At 33.6% G+C, this 15,362-nt stretch carries 15 protein-coding genes and 3 tRNA genes; 14 read left to right on the forward strand and 4 right to left on the reverse strand.

All coding sequences use genetic code 11. The features are described 5' to 3' along the window. Window positions 1-157: 157 nt before the first annotated feature. From GCQ56_RS14320 to GCQ56_RS14335, 4 genes are all read right to left on the reverse strand, one after another. Entirely contained in the window at window positions 158-763 is a 606-nt protein-coding gene (locus GCQ56_RS14320; protein ID WP_152735175.1) for a ribonuclease HII, read from the reverse strand. A gap of 87 nt (window positions 764-850) precedes the next feature. Then, complete coding sequence (locus GCQ56_RS14325; protein ID WP_152735176.1) at window positions 851-1,933, reverse strand: hypothetical protein; 1,083 nt, start codon at window positions 1,931-1,933, stop codon at window positions 851-853. A gap of 30 nt (window positions 1,934-1,963) precedes the next feature. Further along, entirely contained in the window at window positions 1,964-2,644 is a 681-nt protein-coding gene (locus GCQ56_RS14330; protein ID WP_152735177.1) for a DUF4956 domain-containing protein, read from the reverse strand. Between the two features lie 12 nt (window positions 2,645-2,656). Further along, entirely contained in the window at window positions 2,657-3,805 is a 1,149-nt protein-coding gene (locus tag GCQ56_RS14335; protein WP_152735178.1) for a metallophosphoesterase, read from the reverse strand. A gap of 130 nt (window positions 3,806-3,935) precedes the next feature. On the opposite strand from GCQ56_RS14335, the gene GCQ56_RS14340 reads away from it, so the two are divergent. The 14 genes from GCQ56_RS14340 to ruvA all read left to right on the forward strand — a co-directional run bounded on the left by GCQ56_RS14340 (window position 3,936) and on the right by ruvA (window position 15,352). Beyond that, window positions 3,936-4,388: a DUF4268 domain-containing protein gene (locus tag GCQ56_RS14340; RefSeq protein ID WP_152735179.1), complete on the forward strand. Its 453-nt coding sequence runs from the start codon at window positions 3,936-3,938 to the stop codon at window positions 4,386-4,388. Between the two features lie 159 nt (window positions 4,389-4,547). After that, a tRNA-Met gene (locus GCQ56_RS14345) sits at window positions 4,548-4,620 on the forward strand. 79 nt (window positions 4,621-4,699) lie between these two features. Further along, a tRNA-Met gene (locus GCQ56_RS14350) sits at window positions 4,700-4,772 on the forward strand. A 77-nt stretch (window positions 4,773-4,849) separates the two neighbouring features. Beyond that, window positions 4,850-4,922: transfer RNA gene (locus GCQ56_RS14355), tRNA-Met, on the forward strand. Between the two features lie 112 nt (window positions 4,923-5,034). Continuing rightward, window positions 5,035-5,907: a M23 family metallopeptidase gene (locus tag GCQ56_RS14360; RefSeq protein ID WP_152735180.1), complete on the forward strand. Its 873-nt coding sequence runs from the start codon at window positions 5,035-5,037 to the stop codon at window positions 5,905-5,907. 20 nt (window positions 5,908-5,927) lie between these two features. Further along, window positions 5,928-7,076 (forward strand): 1-deoxy-D-xylulose-5-phosphate reductoisomerase, encoded by a 1,149-nt coding sequence (locus tag GCQ56_RS14365; protein ID WP_152735181.1) that lies wholly within the window; start codon window positions 5,928-5,930, stop codon window positions 7,074-7,076. A 79-nt stretch (window positions 7,077-7,155) separates the two neighbouring features. Beyond that, the gene (gene rseP, locus GCQ56_RS14370) at window positions 7,156-8,511 is read left to right on the forward strand and encodes an RIP metalloprotease RseP (protein ID WP_152735182.1); all 1,356 of its coding nucleotides are present in this window, start codon (window positions 7,156-7,158) and stop codon (window positions 8,509-8,511) included. A gap of 54 nt (window positions 8,512-8,565) precedes the next feature. Next, a complete protein-coding gene (gene tatA / locus GCQ56_RS14375; protein ID WP_152735183.1) occupies window positions 8,566-8,763 on the forward strand; it encodes a twin-arginine translocase TatA/TatE family subunit in 198 nt (65 codons plus the stop codon). Window positions 8,764-8,928: 165 nt separating this feature from the next. Next, the gene (locus tag GCQ56_RS14380) at window positions 8,929-10,377 is read left to right on the forward strand and encodes a lytic transglycosylase domain-containing protein (protein ID WP_152735184.1); all 1,449 of its coding nucleotides are present in this window, start codon (window positions 8,929-8,931) and stop codon (window positions 10,375-10,377) included. A gap of 25 nt (window positions 10,378-10,402) precedes the next feature. Continuing rightward, the gene (locus tag GCQ56_RS14385) at window positions 10,403-11,398 is read left to right on the forward strand and encodes a DUF4837 family protein (protein ID WP_152735185.1); all 996 of its coding nucleotides are present in this window, start codon (window positions 10,403-10,405) and stop codon (window positions 11,396-11,398) included. Window positions 11,399-11,411: 13 nt separating this feature from the next. Further along, a complete protein-coding gene (locus tag GCQ56_RS14390) occupies window positions 11,412-11,792 on the forward strand; it encodes a hypothetical protein (RefSeq protein ID WP_152735186.1) in 381 nt (126 codons plus the stop codon). 150 nt (window positions 11,793-11,942) lie between these two features. After that, the gene (locus tag GCQ56_RS14395; protein WP_152735187.1) at window positions 11,943-13,382 is read left to right on the forward strand and encodes a M17 family metallopeptidase; all 1,440 of its coding nucleotides are present in this window, start codon (window positions 11,943-11,945) and stop codon (window positions 13,380-13,382) included. A gap of 187 nt (window positions 13,383-13,569) precedes the next feature. Further along, entirely contained in the window at window positions 13,570-14,628 is a 1,059-nt protein-coding gene (gene pdxA, locus GCQ56_RS14400; RefSeq protein WP_152735188.1) for a 4-hydroxythreonine-4-phosphate dehydrogenase PdxA, read from the forward strand. A 142-nt stretch (window positions 14,629-14,770) separates the two neighbouring features. Beyond that, window positions 14,771-15,352, forward strand: a complete 582-nt coding sequence (gene ruvA, locus GCQ56_RS14405) for a Holliday junction branch migration protein RuvA (RefSeq protein ID WP_152735189.1) — start codon at window positions 14,771-14,773, stop codon at window positions 15,350-15,352. Window positions 15,353-15,362: the final 10 nt, after the last annotated feature.

A 15,362-nucleotide genomic window follows, 5' to 3' on the forward strand; every position in this document is an offset into this window, starting at 1 on the left:
ATGTATTAAAATGTCTGGATTGGGGTTGAAAAACAGTATAGAATCTAAATAATACAAAATCAACCGTTTATGAGTTTATGCGCTTTCTGTTTTTAGACAAACACATTAATTTTCTCGTTCAAATTTGACTCATAATCAATTGTTAATGAAGTTTTTGTTAGAATTTTAACTCCATTTGATCGGGTTGTAATCCAAAACTTTTTCGATGATATGGGGTAATTCCATGTTCACGAATGGCGAGTCTGTGTTTTTTTGTTGGATATCCCTTGTTGCTGTTCCAATCGTAATTTGAATATTCCTTATGGATGGATAACATATAGTCATCACGGTAAGTTTTCGCTAATATGGATGCTGCAGCTATGGATAAAAATTTGCCATCGCCTTTTATAATGCAGGTATGTTCAATTTTTGGATAAGGATTGAATCGATTGCCATCAATTAACAAATGTTCCGGCTTAACCTTCAATTGATCAATTGCTCGATGCATTGCCAGAAAAGAGGCATTTAAAATATTTATTTGATCTATTTCCTGATGGTCAACAGTTCCAACAGCCCATGCCAGAGCCTCTTTTTCGATTATCTCACGAAGTATATACCTTTTCTTTTCCGATAATTTTTTAGAATCGTTAAGCAAATCGTTAGAAAAATTAGTAGGTAAAATTACTGCTGCGGCAAATACAGGACCGGCAAGACACCCTCTTCCAGCTTCATCGCAACCGGCTTCAATTCTATTCTTTTCCAGGTAAAGAGCTAAATCATTCATGTCAATTCAAATTTTCGACAAATATAAACCAATAGTACATTCATCGACGAAAATACTTGAAATAATGAACTCAAATATAGCTAGGAATTACTTTTGATATTTAATGGTTCTGGCGTGGTCTATGAATTCAGATTTAATCCTTTTCGGATTTTCGATAACTTTATAGAAATCATCGAAATAATTCAAAACTCGTTCCTTTTCTTTGTCGCTAAGATATTCACAGTTAGTGTACAACTCGTAAAGAACATTTTTTTTCATTCTGAATTCTCTAAATATATATTCCAAATCTTTTGCAGATCTTTTATAGCCTCTGTACAATCTTTCATGAATAGATTTGATATCTAACTTTTGATTGGGAACGGCATAAGGAGCATTTACCAAACTTGCCCAATCAAAATCATAGGGTACGGGAGTTGGTCGTGAATTGGGTGTTTTACTAATTAACTTGATGTTGTGAAGAGTAGGAACGCCCCAGTCTGTGTTTCCAATCAGGTACTGAAAAATTGCCAGTTTTGTTACTTTATTTATTAGGGTATGATCTTGATGGACTTTGGAATCATATCGTGCAATTTTTCCATTACGTTCAGCCATTTTCTCAAAATCTTCAATAAAAAAGGCATGTTTAATAAGTGGATCCATCTGTCCCTTACTGTCTTTGTAAGTTATTTTTGCAAGCCTTACTCTAAAGCTTTCAGGTGTAAATAAATTGTAGGCTTTGTAAATCAAATATTCCTGAATAATCATTTGCTCATATCTGGAATTGCGATTCTGACAATGAGTAACCATTTTCAGTTTCTTTTGATTGTGAAATAGTGAGTAGCTCGATTGAGATTTATTAAATTTTATTCGAATTGGAGGAAAAGCACAGATGCTTCGGTCTTTTCTAAAATTCCCCCTGGTTTTTAAATCCACTGTCATGGATACAATAGAATCTCCTAAATGATAAGATAATCGTGCTTTATGATATTTATTTTTGTCACCAATATCTCTTACCAAACTTTTTAAGTCCGTAGTTATTGATAGTTCTATTAATGAATCAGATTCAAACAGATTTGGCGCACGGTAGATAGAGTCTTCCTGTATACTTGCAGCTCCTTTTGAAACTAAAGGGTGCAAGAGGATAAAACTCCATAATATAGAAGCTAAAATATATCTTAATTTTGTTATCATAGCAGTGGGAAACTATTGATGTATTTTAAATTATTCCATTCCTTTATCGCTTAATTCAGCATCAGTTAGGATGTTTGTATTTGCATCATCTTTATAGAAAATGGTTAAGCGAATACTGTTTTTGGCTAAATCGATTTGTCCAATTTTAAATCGAGTGATTTCCATTCCGGTTCTGGCTTTAATATCTTCTCGTAATAGATGATGTTTTCCAGGATGAATTAGATCCATTCGATCGTAAATTATGGTTCGTCTTGCCATGTGGCGACGCATCCAAACTCTTTCCATAACCCATGTGGTAGCCATAAAGGCAAAGTTTGTCACCAAAATTTCACCAAGACTCACATCTCTTCTTGCTAGTGCATTAATAACTGATATGGTAATTACCAGAAAAAGATAGGTCATTTCCCGAATTGGAATGGTATCTGTTCGATAGCGGATAATTCCAAAAATGGCAAATAATCCAAGGGCAAAACCCAATTGCAGATCTATACTACCTAATAAGAAACATAGAAAGAACACTGTTGTACTTATCATGATATAGGTAAACACATAAGTTCTTTTTCCTGTTGCTCTAAAATAAACGTAATTGATAACAAATACGGTTACAATAAGGTTTAAACCAAATCGAAGTAAAAGCTCCAATAAATCATTTGGGTTAATAACAGTTGTTGGCACGCCTACGGTACTAATTAAATTTGTAAGTAATTCCATTCTTTCTCAACTTTATTGTAATCGTTCTTTTTCTTTGTGTGCAAATATCCGATAATATTTTTGATTCTCAATCAATAAGCCCTGGTCTATAAAACTTGGATCTCCAATTGGAACGTCCATAGCAATAAGCTTAAACGAATAAAATGGATATACTCTTGCAACTGGAGTATGCCCAAATATGATGACAATTGAATCATAGAATTCCAAGGTTTTTATTACATCAGCCAATGCTATGCGATCATAGTTTGGAGTTCTGTTTAGATATCCTCGATACCACAAAGGACTATATGAATATAAGAATAAATCGACTAATGTTGTATCATTAAGTTGTGTATAATTGTTTAAATGATACCTCATTTTCATGTTTACTTCATCAATTTTAAACTTTTTCGCTAAAAATTGAGGAGATATTCCTGCATGAACAAACAATTGTTTGCCTATTCTAACCAATGTATTTTTAGACCTTAACCAATTTCCTAAAACCGAATATTTATCAAAGAAATGAGAATAATGATACTTTAAATGGCGCGCCGCATGTTTGTATTTATCATCAACGTATCTATCATCAAATAGTAGTGCCATCATTTCGTGATTTCCAATAATGTAGTGTACGTTTCCTCCAGCTTTTTTAGCCTGTATTTCCAGTTGAAAAATTAACCACAAACATTCGGTTACTTCACTTCCTCTATCAAATACATCGCCTGTGAAAACAATTCGACCTTTACCATATTTCCATTGATTGTTTTCGTCAATTACACCGTTATTTCTAAGCATTTTTAGGAGAGATTCATATTGACCGTGAATATCTCCTAAGACTATAATTTTATCTGAAGATTCGTAAATTCCAGAGTGAGGTTTTATTTTTTTGGGAATAATATAGGTTGATGTGTCTTTTCCTACAAAGCCTTTAAAAATGATAGTGTCATTTTTGTATCGAAACGATTTGGAAATTTTTCTTGTTCTGTTTTTTAAACTATCATGCTGAATGTAAAAAATATCTACACGATTACTTGTGGAGTATCTAATGTGAGGTCCCTCGGTATATGAAGAAACAATCAACGAATCTTTTTCTTTTTGTATTTTTTGTGAAAAAGAATTGTTGCTAAAAGATAATAAGCTCAAAAGACTAATAATATATGTAGTGGTAATGTAAATACGCATTTAAAATTTCCCTATTTAGAGTATTTAAAGATAGGATTATTTTTTTATCTCAAGAATGACATTAAATTATAAGCAAAGGGTTAGACAAAATCGTAAGATAAATTAATTTTGTGCTCAAAGAGAAATTAAGATGTATACAAAAGAAGAGAAAAGAGAAATCAGAATTGAATTTTGGGATGGATTTAAAAGATACTCAAAGAAAAAGGGTCGTAAAATGACATCATGGGTATTGAAAGGAACTCAAATGAGAGAAGCTCAGCTAAAGTTCGATCTAAATGAGAATGGCGCTTTTGTAATGCTGCAAATTGATAGTAAGTTTGATTCTAAGCGTTACTCTGTTTATGAGAAGTTCGAAAAGTATAAAACTGTTATAAATGAAACTTGTGGGGAAGATCTTCTGTGGGATAAAGATTATTTTATGGATGGTTTTAAGGAAGTTAGTTTGATTTATTTTCATAAGGCAGAGGCATCTGTTTTTAATAAAGATGAATGGAATAACTATTTTGAATTTCTATTTTCAAAAATGAGCATGCTAGAAGAAGCATTTCTAGATGTGAAGGAAGTTGTTCAAAATTTGGAATAAAAAATTGCAAATGTATATGTATGATTTTCAGGCTTAAAAAATCCTAAAGAGTTGTGTGTTGAGGGATTTGTTGGGAATTTTGCATTTAAATTTTGTTTTAGAATAAAAGGCTCTTATCTTTGCAACCGCAAAAAGAAAGATATAAGTCTTAAGATATATTGCGGGGTGGAGCAGTTGGTAGCTCGTTGGGCTCATAACCCAAAGGTCATCGGTTCGAGTCCGGTCCCCGCTACTAAGAAGCTTTGAAAAGTCAAAGCTTATTTTTTTACCGAAAGGTAAATGAAAAAGACATATCAAATATAAAAATATATTGCGGGGTGGAGCAGTTGGTAGCTCGTTGGGCTCATAACCCAAAGGTCATCGGTTCGAGTCCGGTCCCCGCTACTAAGAAGCTTTGAAAAGTCAAAGCTTATTTTTACCGAAAGGTAAATGAAAAAGACATATCAAATATAAAAATATATTGCGGGGTGGAGCAGTTGGTAGCTCGTTGGGCTCATAACCCAAAGGTCATCGGTTCGAGTCCGGTCCCCGCTACTATTAAAAGGCTTTGAATTTATTCAAAGCCTTTTTTTATTCCATCCATTTAAAGACTCTTTAATTAAGTGATTTCTGTTACCTTTGCGTAAATATTTTAGATTCTTTCACTATGAGTCAGTTAAAAGAGAAAACTCCTTTATTAGAAAAATTAAAGAATAAATACAGGCTAACTATCTCTAACGAAGCCACTTTTGATGAAGCACTTTCAATTCGATTGTCTCGCTTGAATGTTTTTACCGTAACAGGTGTATTTTCCATTCTTCTTATTGCTTTGGTAACTTTATTGATAGCGTTTACGCCACTTCGAGAGTATATTCCTGGGTATCCTGATGGTGAAATGAGAAAAAATATAGAACAAAACTCGGTTCTTGTTGATTCACTAATTCTTGAATTGGAAAAAAGGGATCAGTTTTTTAATGGAATTCGAAATGTTATCTCTGGTAACGATTTTGATAATGTAAGTCAGAGTGCTTCAGATACAATTGTCGATCCAAAATATAAAAATCTAAGTTTTACGAAATCAGCCTCTGATTCTATATTTCGAGAGGAGCATGAGGAAGATGAAAAGTACAATTTAACCTTAGACGATGCTCCAAAATCGAAAGGTTTATCGAATATTCATTTCTTTGCTCCTATAAAAGGAATGATATCCAATCATTACAATAATAAAATGGAACATTACGGTACTGACATTGTTGGTGGTGTAAATGAAAGAATTTCCTCGATTTTGGATGGAACGGTAATTTTTTCGGAATGGACATTGAATACCGGTTATGTGATACAGATTCAACATTCAAACAATTTGTTATCAGTTTACAAGCACAATTCGGAACTTTTAAAGAAAGCTGGAGAGAGAGTTAAAGCTGGTGAAGCAATTGCTTTATTAGGAAATTCAGGTGAATTAACTTCTGGTCCGCATCTTCATTTTGAACTGTGGCACAACGGAAGACCTTTGAATCCGGAAGATTATATAAAATTCTAAAAACAAAATTCAAAATATTAATGAGCAAACATATTGCTATTCTGGGATCAACTGGTTCCATTGGGACACAAACGCTTGAGGTGGTTGAGGCGAATCCGGAAGAATTTACAGTAGATGTTTTAACGGCAAATAACAATGTTGAACTTCTAATTGAGCAGGCAATTAAATTTAAACCAGATGTGGTTGTTATTGCTTGTGAAGAAAAATACCTTCAAATTTCCGATGCTTTAAAAGATGAACCGATAAAAGTTTATGCTGGTCATGATGCTATTGCACAGGTTGTGCAAATGGGAGCGATTGATGTTGTTGTTACGGCGATGGTTGGTTATTCAGGATTACTCCCTACAATTAATGCAATTAAAGCCAGAAAGAATATTGCTTTGGCAAATAAGGAAACTTTGGTTGTAGCCGGTGAAATCATTCAGAAACTAGCATTGGAATATGGCGTTAGTATTTACCCAGTAGATTCCGAACATTCGGCAATTTTTCAATGTTTGATGGGAGAGTTTGATAATCCTATCGAGAAAATTTATCTGACTGCATCGGGAGGACCTTTTAGAGGGAAGGATAAAAAGTTTTTGGAATCAGTTACATCCAAACAAGCACTTAAACATCCCAACTGGGATATGGGAGCGAAAATTACCATTGATTCTGCAAGTATGATGAATAAAGGTTTTGAGGCAATCGAAGCCAAATGGTTGTTCGATTTGCGTCCAGATCAGGTAGATGTTATTGTACATCATCAGTCAATTGTTCATTCTGTTGTTCAGTTCCAGGATGGATCGATGAAAGCGCAAATGGGTTTACCCGATATGAAACTTCCTATTCAATTTGCTTTAACGTATCCGAAAAGGTTAAAAACCGATTTCGCCCGATTTAATTTTATGGATTATCCTGAATTGAGTTTTTCAGCTGCAGATTCAGATAATTTTAGAAATTTGGCTTTGGCTTACGAAGCTATGAATAAGGGAGGGAATTTACCTTGTATTATAAATGCGGCGAACGAGATTGTCGTTGATGCTTTTTTGAGAGATCAGGTAGGTTTCTTACAAATGAGTGATATTATTGAATCGTGCATGCTTAAAGCGGATTTTATAAAAAATCCAACTTATGAGGATTATGTATTTACAGATACTGAAGCTCGTAAATTAGCTCAATCAATGTTGTAAAAAATACCTATCTTAGGCAGCCTTGAAATAAGCCGAAAATGGATTAGGTGTATTGATGAAATTATTTAATTAAAATTGAATGGAAGTATTAGTTAAAATAGGACAATTTTTATTGAGTTTGTCCATCTTGGTGGTGTTACATGAATTAGGACACTTTGCCTTTGCTAAACTATTTAAAACCAGAGTTGAGAAATTTTATATGTTTTTCAATCCTGGATTTTCACTGTTTAAGTTTAAAAAAGGCGATACAGAATATGGTATAGGATGGATTCCTTTGGGAGGATATGTGAAGATATCAGGAATGATTGACGAATCAATGGATAAGGAGCAAATGGCATTGCCTCCAAAACCTTACGAATTTAGATCGAAACCTGCATGGCAGCGTTTATTGATTATGGTTGGTGGAGTTTTGGTGAATTTTATATTGGCATTTGTAATTTATATTGCTGTATTGTTTGCCTGGGGCGAGCAGTATTTACCTGCTGAAAATGCAAAGTATGGTGTTGTCTGCGATTCTTTATCTCATAGCATAGGTCTTGAGGATGGTGATATAATTGTAGCTTTGGATAATCAGAAATTGGAGCGATTTTCTCAAATTGTCCCAAAAATTATTTTGAACCGTCCAGCAAGTATGCAAGTTATTCGCGATGGAGTGAATACCGATATTCAAATTCCTTCCTCATTTGTTCCTGAATTGCTAGAACGAAGCAGTAAGAAATTTGCTGTAGATCCATCAATTCAATTGCGAAGACCTTTTCATCCGTATAAGGTTGCTAAAGTAGCAAAGGATTCTCCTGCGAAATTAGCTGGTCTTAAAAAGAATGATGAGATTAAAAATATTGATGGTTTGGATTTTGAATTCTTTAATGAATTCCAAAATTACATGAAAACCAAAGCAGATAAGGAAGTTCAAGTTTTGGTTCTTAGAGATCAAAAAGAAATCTCACTGAATATTACTTTAACTGATGAAGGCCTTTTAGGGATTAGAGGTGGATCTGATGTAAATCAATTCGAATATGAGACAATTAAATATAGTTTTGCTGAAGCCGTTCCTGCAGGAATTAATAAAGGCTTAAATAAATTAGGAGAATACGTAAAGCAATTCAGTCTTATTTTCGATAAAGAGGTGAAGGGATATAAATCAATAGGTGGATTTGGAACCATTGGCAGTATTTTTCCTCCGGTTTGGGATTGGCATGCATTCTGGAATCTAACAGCATTCTTGTCTATTATTCTGGCAATAATGAATATCTTACCAATCCCAGCTCTTGATGGAGGACATGTGTTGTTCTTGTTTTATGAAATTATTACTGGACGTAAGCCGGGAGATAAATTTCTGGAATATGCACAAATGGTAGGAATGGTCCTTTTGTTTGGATTGTTAATTTTTGCCAATGCCAACGATGTGATGAAATGGATTTCTAGTTGGAAATAGAAATTAAACTAAAAATGCTAACTTAGCGGTATAAAACAATAAAACTCAATAGATATGAACCTTTTTGTAATAGCCGGAATGATCGGTCCCTGGCAAATCGTTATTATTGTATTCGTAATTGTACTTCTTTTTGGAGGGAAAAAAATTCCAGAACTAATGAAAGGATTAGGACAGGGAATGAAGGAGTTTAAAAAAGCTACAGACCTTGAAGACAAAGACAAGGATAAAGATAAAGAGTCAATGGACAAATAAATGAAAGGCAGGTTTTATCCTGCCTTTTTTAATGAATTCAAGTCAAGTTCTAAACTATAACTAAGTTTTTCGTTTGAAATTTGATCTATCATTTGGATGGTACTTGTAATTTAATTATTTTCAATTCGAATTTCGATAACCCGAAACCTATAACCTCTATTTTGCATGAAGAAATATTTACTTCTTTTTCTGATTTGTTTTATTGGAAGTGCTCAGTTATTTGCGCAATCTCCTTTTCGTATACTGAATAAGGAAAAACCAGAAAACTTAAATGAAATAAATCAGCGCTTGATCTATTTTACAGATGAAATGTTGAAAGAAGAATTGCCTAACAATACAATTCTTGATGCAAATTTTATTCCCGTATTTTCTGATGAGGTATATAAGGAAAGGATGAGAAAATTGGATGATCAAACTCCAATTGCTTTGGATTTTAAGCCTGTGGTTAGAAGACATATTGAGGCTTACGCTGTTCGTCATCGTGAGAAAACTGGAAGAATAATGGAACGATCAGAATTGTATTTTCCTTTATTCGAAGAGTGTCTTGATAAATATGGACTTCCTCTGGAGTTAAAATATCTATCGGTAATTGAATCGGCACTTGATCCAAAAGCAAAATCTAGATCTGGCGCAATGGGTTTATGGCAATTCATGTACAACTCATGCAAGATGTTCGATCTTAGAGTTACATCTTATATTGATGAGAGAATGGATCCTGAAAAATCGACCGAAGCGGCCTGCAGATATTTGCAATATTTACATAGGATTTTTGGAGATTGGCAATTGGCTATAGCAGCATATAACGGTGGTCCAGGTGTTGTTCGAGATGCAATTCAACGTTCTGGCGGGAAAACAGATTTTTGGGCTATCTCTCCTTATTTGCCGCAGCAAACAAGGAATTATGTGCCTGCATTTATTGCAGCCAATTATATTATGAATTACAATAGAGAGCACAATATTATTTCTGGAGCATATGATCATCCATACTTTAGAATTTCACCTGTAAATGTCAAAAAACAAATTTTTTTCAAAAATGTTGCTTTGGCAATAGATATTCCTTTGGAAGATTTGCGAAAGTTGAATCCAATTTACAAGCGAGATGTTATACCTGTAAGTGAATTGCCTGCAAAATTAGTTTTGCCAGCTGAAAAAATTGGTTCTTTTATTGATCATGAAGAGCAGATTTACGCCATGACCAATGAGCCTAAAAAATATATGGAGTTGCAAAAAGAGCTTTCATCTACCAAAGGAAAATATTGTATAGTCCATGTGGTTAAATCAGGAGAATATTTTCATAAAATTGCGATGAAATATTCCTGTACAACTCACAATATAATGGATTGGAATCAACTTAAAAGTCAGGATATTTATGTTGGTCAACGATTAAAAGTTTGGGTTGTACCTTCCGATGAAATTGCACAAAAACCCAATAGAGAACCATTAATAAAGAAGAGTAAATTTTTGCTTTATGAGGTTCAGGAAGGTGATAGTTTACAATCTATAGCAAATCAATTTGAAGTAAAATCATTGGACGACCTGGTTGAAATAAATAGTATGAATGACAAATCATCAGTAGTGCCAGGTACGATATTGAAAATAGTTCAATACGAATAGAAAGAAATCAAAAAAACATCTAGTTATGAAAAAAATAATTCACATTACACTTATCTGCATACTGGTATTAATCGCTGCAGTATCCTGTAAAAAAACAACTAAAGGATTACGACCTGTTGTAACGGGCGCTTCAGGAGAACTTCTTATTTTGGTGAATGATGCCCTGTGGGAAGGTGTTGTTGGTGATACTTTAAAAAGTATAATTGCCGATTATCAAGTTGGTTTGCCACAAAATGAACCATTATTTGATATTCTTCATCTTAATCACAATGCATTTGGAACCATGTTTAAAACCCATAGAAGTATTCTCGACTTAAGAGTTTCAACTAAGGTTAAAGAAAATGGAATTGCGGTAAAGGATGAGTTTTATGCAAAAACTCAATCTTTTATGAAGATTGAGACTGATAGCAAAAAGGCGATGATCGATTTGCTTACTGAAAATAGAATTAAAATTCTTTCGTATTTCTTATTAGGTGAAAGAAATAGAAAGATTAAAACCATTAAAAAGAATGTTGTTCAGGAAGTATATGAAAAGGTGAAAAAGAAATATGATATTACCTTATCATTTCCTGGAGGATATACCATTAATAAAGAAGAAGGTGATTTCTTATGGATAAGTAATGAAACTCCAACAACTAGTCAGGGAATGTTTATTTATTCATTTGAGTACTTGTCAGAGGATATGTTTTCTAAAGAGTCTATTTTGCAAAGAAGAAATGCTCTATTAAAGAATTACGTGCCTGGTCCTACCAAAGGTAGTTATATGAGTACAGAAGAAGAATTCCCAATTTCGTATCGTCAATTTGAATTTGATGGTAATTATGCTTGCGAATTAAGAGGATTGTGGAAAGTTGAAAATGATTTTATGGGAGGTCCATTTGTTAGCATTACTTACTTGGACGAGAAAGCCAATAGAATTGTATGTCTTGATTCTTACGTGTACTATCCAAACAACAACAAACGAGAAATGTTGCGTGAATTGGAAGCAATCATGTACACTTTTGTAGATTTGAATAAATAAAAATTATCATCATATGAAATTACCCGATTACAATAATTTGAGTATCGAACCTTATCGGGATCGAGAGGAAATTATTCGTCAAGTGGCAGCGCAGATCGAGAAAGATTTTGCGCAATTTGGACTTGAGGTTCAATTTTCGGGTGATATTAATTATGCATACGAAGAGTTGTACTCGCAACTAAAGGAGCACTTAATATGGTTGATGGATCGAGATTATCATCGGTTGATTCTTTTATTGTATCAAATAGATTTGAGTGAAAAACAGGTTATTCAAGCAGAATTAAAATATCCGGATGTACCAAAATCAGATCTTTTAGCAGAACTGGTAATTCTTCGGGAATTGAAAAAAGTATTAATCAGGAATTACTTTAAAGAAAACCCTGATAAACTATAATTACAGAACCGTAGCTTTTGGCTACGGTTTTCTTTTTGCATTAAATCGAAGAGATCATATTCTTTTTACTATTTTTACTAGACTCCTAAATTTTTAGGGAAATAATAATTGAACTCATTAGCTTAGTTCTAATCTTTAATATTATAATTCATGAATTTAGAACTTATAAAATTCGATAAATCAGTGGATAATGATAATGTTATTTATTTGTCAACCATTGAGAACTATAAAAATTTACCACTCTCTGATGTGGAACTACAATACCTTATCAAACAGGTAGATCAGGACATAAAATTGATTGAAATAAATCGATATTCTCATAAGATTTTTGTTTATGTGTCAGACATTAAAATTTATGGCAATAAGGATTATGAAAAAATGAGAAAATTGGGATTTAGTTTACATGCTAAAATCCAGGAAAGTAAAATTTCAAAAGTAAGTATTGTTGATCACCTATTGGAAAAAGAGGCAGTGTTGCCTTTTGTAGAAGGGCTTTCGTTGACTAATTATCAATTTATTAAATATTTAAAAGATACTAGCAAAGTAAAGCATCACCTTACTGAGCTTCATCTCCAAAGTGAGGTGGTTTCAGAAGCTGACTTGGAAGAATTGCAGGCAGTTTGCGAAGGTGTAAAAAATGCTCGAGAATTGGTAAATGAACCTTTGAGTTATCTTACCGCAAAAAAGCTTAGTGAAGAGATTGAAAGAATGGGTAAGGAATCCGGATTCTCAGTAGATGTTCTTGAAATGAATAAAATTCAGAGCTTAAAAATGGGAGGTTTGTTAGCTGTAAATAAAGGCAGTTTGGATGGACCTACTTTTTCAATTCTGGAATGGAAACCGGAAAATGCTGTGAATTCAGCCCCAATTGTTCTGGTTGGGAAAGGAATTGTATACGATACAGGAGGATTAAGTCTGAAGCCAACTAAGGATAGTATGGATTTAATGAAATCTGATATGGGAGGTGCCGCTTCAGTTGCTGGAGCATTGTATGCAGTATCGAAAGCGAAGCTTCCAGTACATGTTATTGGTTTAATCCCTGCTACTGACAATCGACCTAGTGGCAATGCTTATGTGCCAGGAGATATCATTACCATGTACAATGGCTTAACGGTTGAGGTTTTAAATACCGATGCGGAAGGACGTTTAATATTGGCAGATGCATTGAGTTACGCTAAGAAGTATGATCCTGAATTTGTTGTTGATTTGGCTACTCTTACAGGTGCTGCGGCAGTTGCAATTGGAAAGTATGGTCTTGTTGCCATGGGAAATGAGGATTGTGCTCCTAATATGAAAAAGCTGAAAGAATCTGGTGAAAAAGTTTACGAAAGAGTTGTGGAGTTTCCGTTTTGGGATGAATTTGGTGAACTGATTAAATCGGATATTGCAGATCTTAAGAATATGGGTGGCAGAGATGGTGGTGCCATTACTGCAGGAAAATTTTTGGAGCATTTTACAGATTATCCTTGGATACACATTGATATTGCAGGTCCAGCTTTTTTAGGTGGAATGGATAATTACAGAGGTAAAGGAGGTACTGGTACCGGTGTACGTTTACTTTATGATTTTATTAAAAATTATCAATCATAAGGAATCCTGAAAAACATGGTTGTGATTAGATGATTCTTTATATTTTTGTAATCGCAGATTTTATTGTTTTTCTTTTGGATTACAATATCTTGCAATAGAGTTGTACATGTAATTGATAATAACTCAAAAATTATAGATTGCGAAGGATTTAGATTCTTTGTGATTGAAAAATGAACGATTTAGACAGATGAAAAATACAAAGATAAAAGTAGGAATAACACACGGTGATATTAATGGAATTGGTTACGAAGTGATAATAAAATCACTAATGGACAATCGAATTTTTGAGATTTGTACCCCTATTATTTACGGTTCGCCAAAAGTGGCAGCCTATCACCGAAAGGCATTAAATATAGATAATTTCAGTCTGAACAATATTAAGGAAGCACATGAGGCTCATCCTAAAAGAGCCAATATAATCAATTGTGTAGATGAGAATGTAAAAGTAGAATTGGGAAAATCCAGTCGTAGTGCCGGTACTTCTGCTTTTCAGTCTTTGGAAGCTGCTGTTGCAGATCTTAAAAAAGGTGCAATTGATGTATTAATTACGGCTCCAATTAATAAAAAAAATATTCAATCTAAGGATTTTGAATTTCCTGGGCATACTGAATATCTAGAAAGTAAATTGGAATCAGGAAAATCTTTAATGTTGCTATTGAGTGACAAGCTTCGTGTTGGAGTTGTGGCTGGACATGTTCCTATTGTAGATGTTCCTAAGAAAATTACCAAAGAGGCAATTTTAGAGAAATTGGAAATTCTGAATACTTCTTTGCTTAAAGATTTTGGAATTCAACGACCTAAGATTGCTGTTCTTAGCTTAAATCCTCATGCTGGAGATGATGGATTAATTGGCATGGAAGAGAAAGAAATTATTAATCCTGCTCTCGATGAGGCTAGAAAGAACAGTATTATGGCTTTAGGTCCATTTCCTGCAGATGGATTCTTTGGATCTGATGACTATAAAAAGTTCGATGCTATTTTAGCAATGTACCACGATCAGGGATTGGCTCCATTTAAAGCATTGGCGTTTGATTCTGGAGTGAATTTCACTGCTGGTTTATCAGGAATTCGTACTTCTCCTGCTCACGGTACTGCCTACTCAATTGCAGGAACCAATGTAGCATCAGAAACTTCTTTCCGCGAAGCATTGTATTTGGCTATTGATATTCATAAAAATAGAGATTGTTTCGAAGAGGCAACGAAAAATCCACTTAAACCTGCAGAAAGTGTAAAAAATATTCAATAAAAAATTAAACAATATTAAAGAAAGAGCGGTTAAATGTAAATCGCTCTTTCTTTTTTTGTTAAAAGCTGAATATCATTATTAAAATTGCATATTTTTACATATTTTAAGTTTTTCAAAATTTGAAATAGCCAATTCATAATTTATGTTTGAGTACATTAAAGGAGATCTTGCCGATCTAACACCTACATCTGCAGTAATCGATAACAATGGTATCGGTTATTTTCTGAACATTTCATTGAATACATATTCTAAATTATCTGGGCACAATACGGCTCATTTATATCTTCATCAGGTAATTCGAGATGATGCACATTTACTTTTTGGATTTATTGATGATAAGGAAAGACAGATTTTTCGTCATTTAATTTCGGTTTCAGGAGTTGGAGCCAATACTGCCCGAGTGATGTTGTCTTCTCTTACGCCTCCAGAAATACAAACTGCAATTTTATCGAATAATGCTAAAACATTACAGGGTGTAAAAGGAATTGGAGCCAAATCGGCACAACGAATTATAATTGAGTTGAAGGATAAGTTGGGTAAAGATTCTGATATCTCTGAAATTTCGCTTCTTCAAGACAATACAAGTAAAGATGAAGCGTTATCAGCATTAGTAATGTTGGGTTTTGCAAAAAATGCTGTTACAAAAGTTATAGATAAATTGTATAAGCAAAATCCAGCATCAAGTGTTGAAGAATTAATCAAATTGGCTCTGAAACAATTGTAATAAATCAACG

The sequence above is a fragment of the Marinifilum sp. N1E240 genome, assembly GCF_009295825.1.
GTDB classification, from domain to species: Bacteria; Bacteroidota; Bacteroidia; order Bacteroidales; family Marinifilaceae; genus Marinifilum_A; species Marinifilum_A sediminis.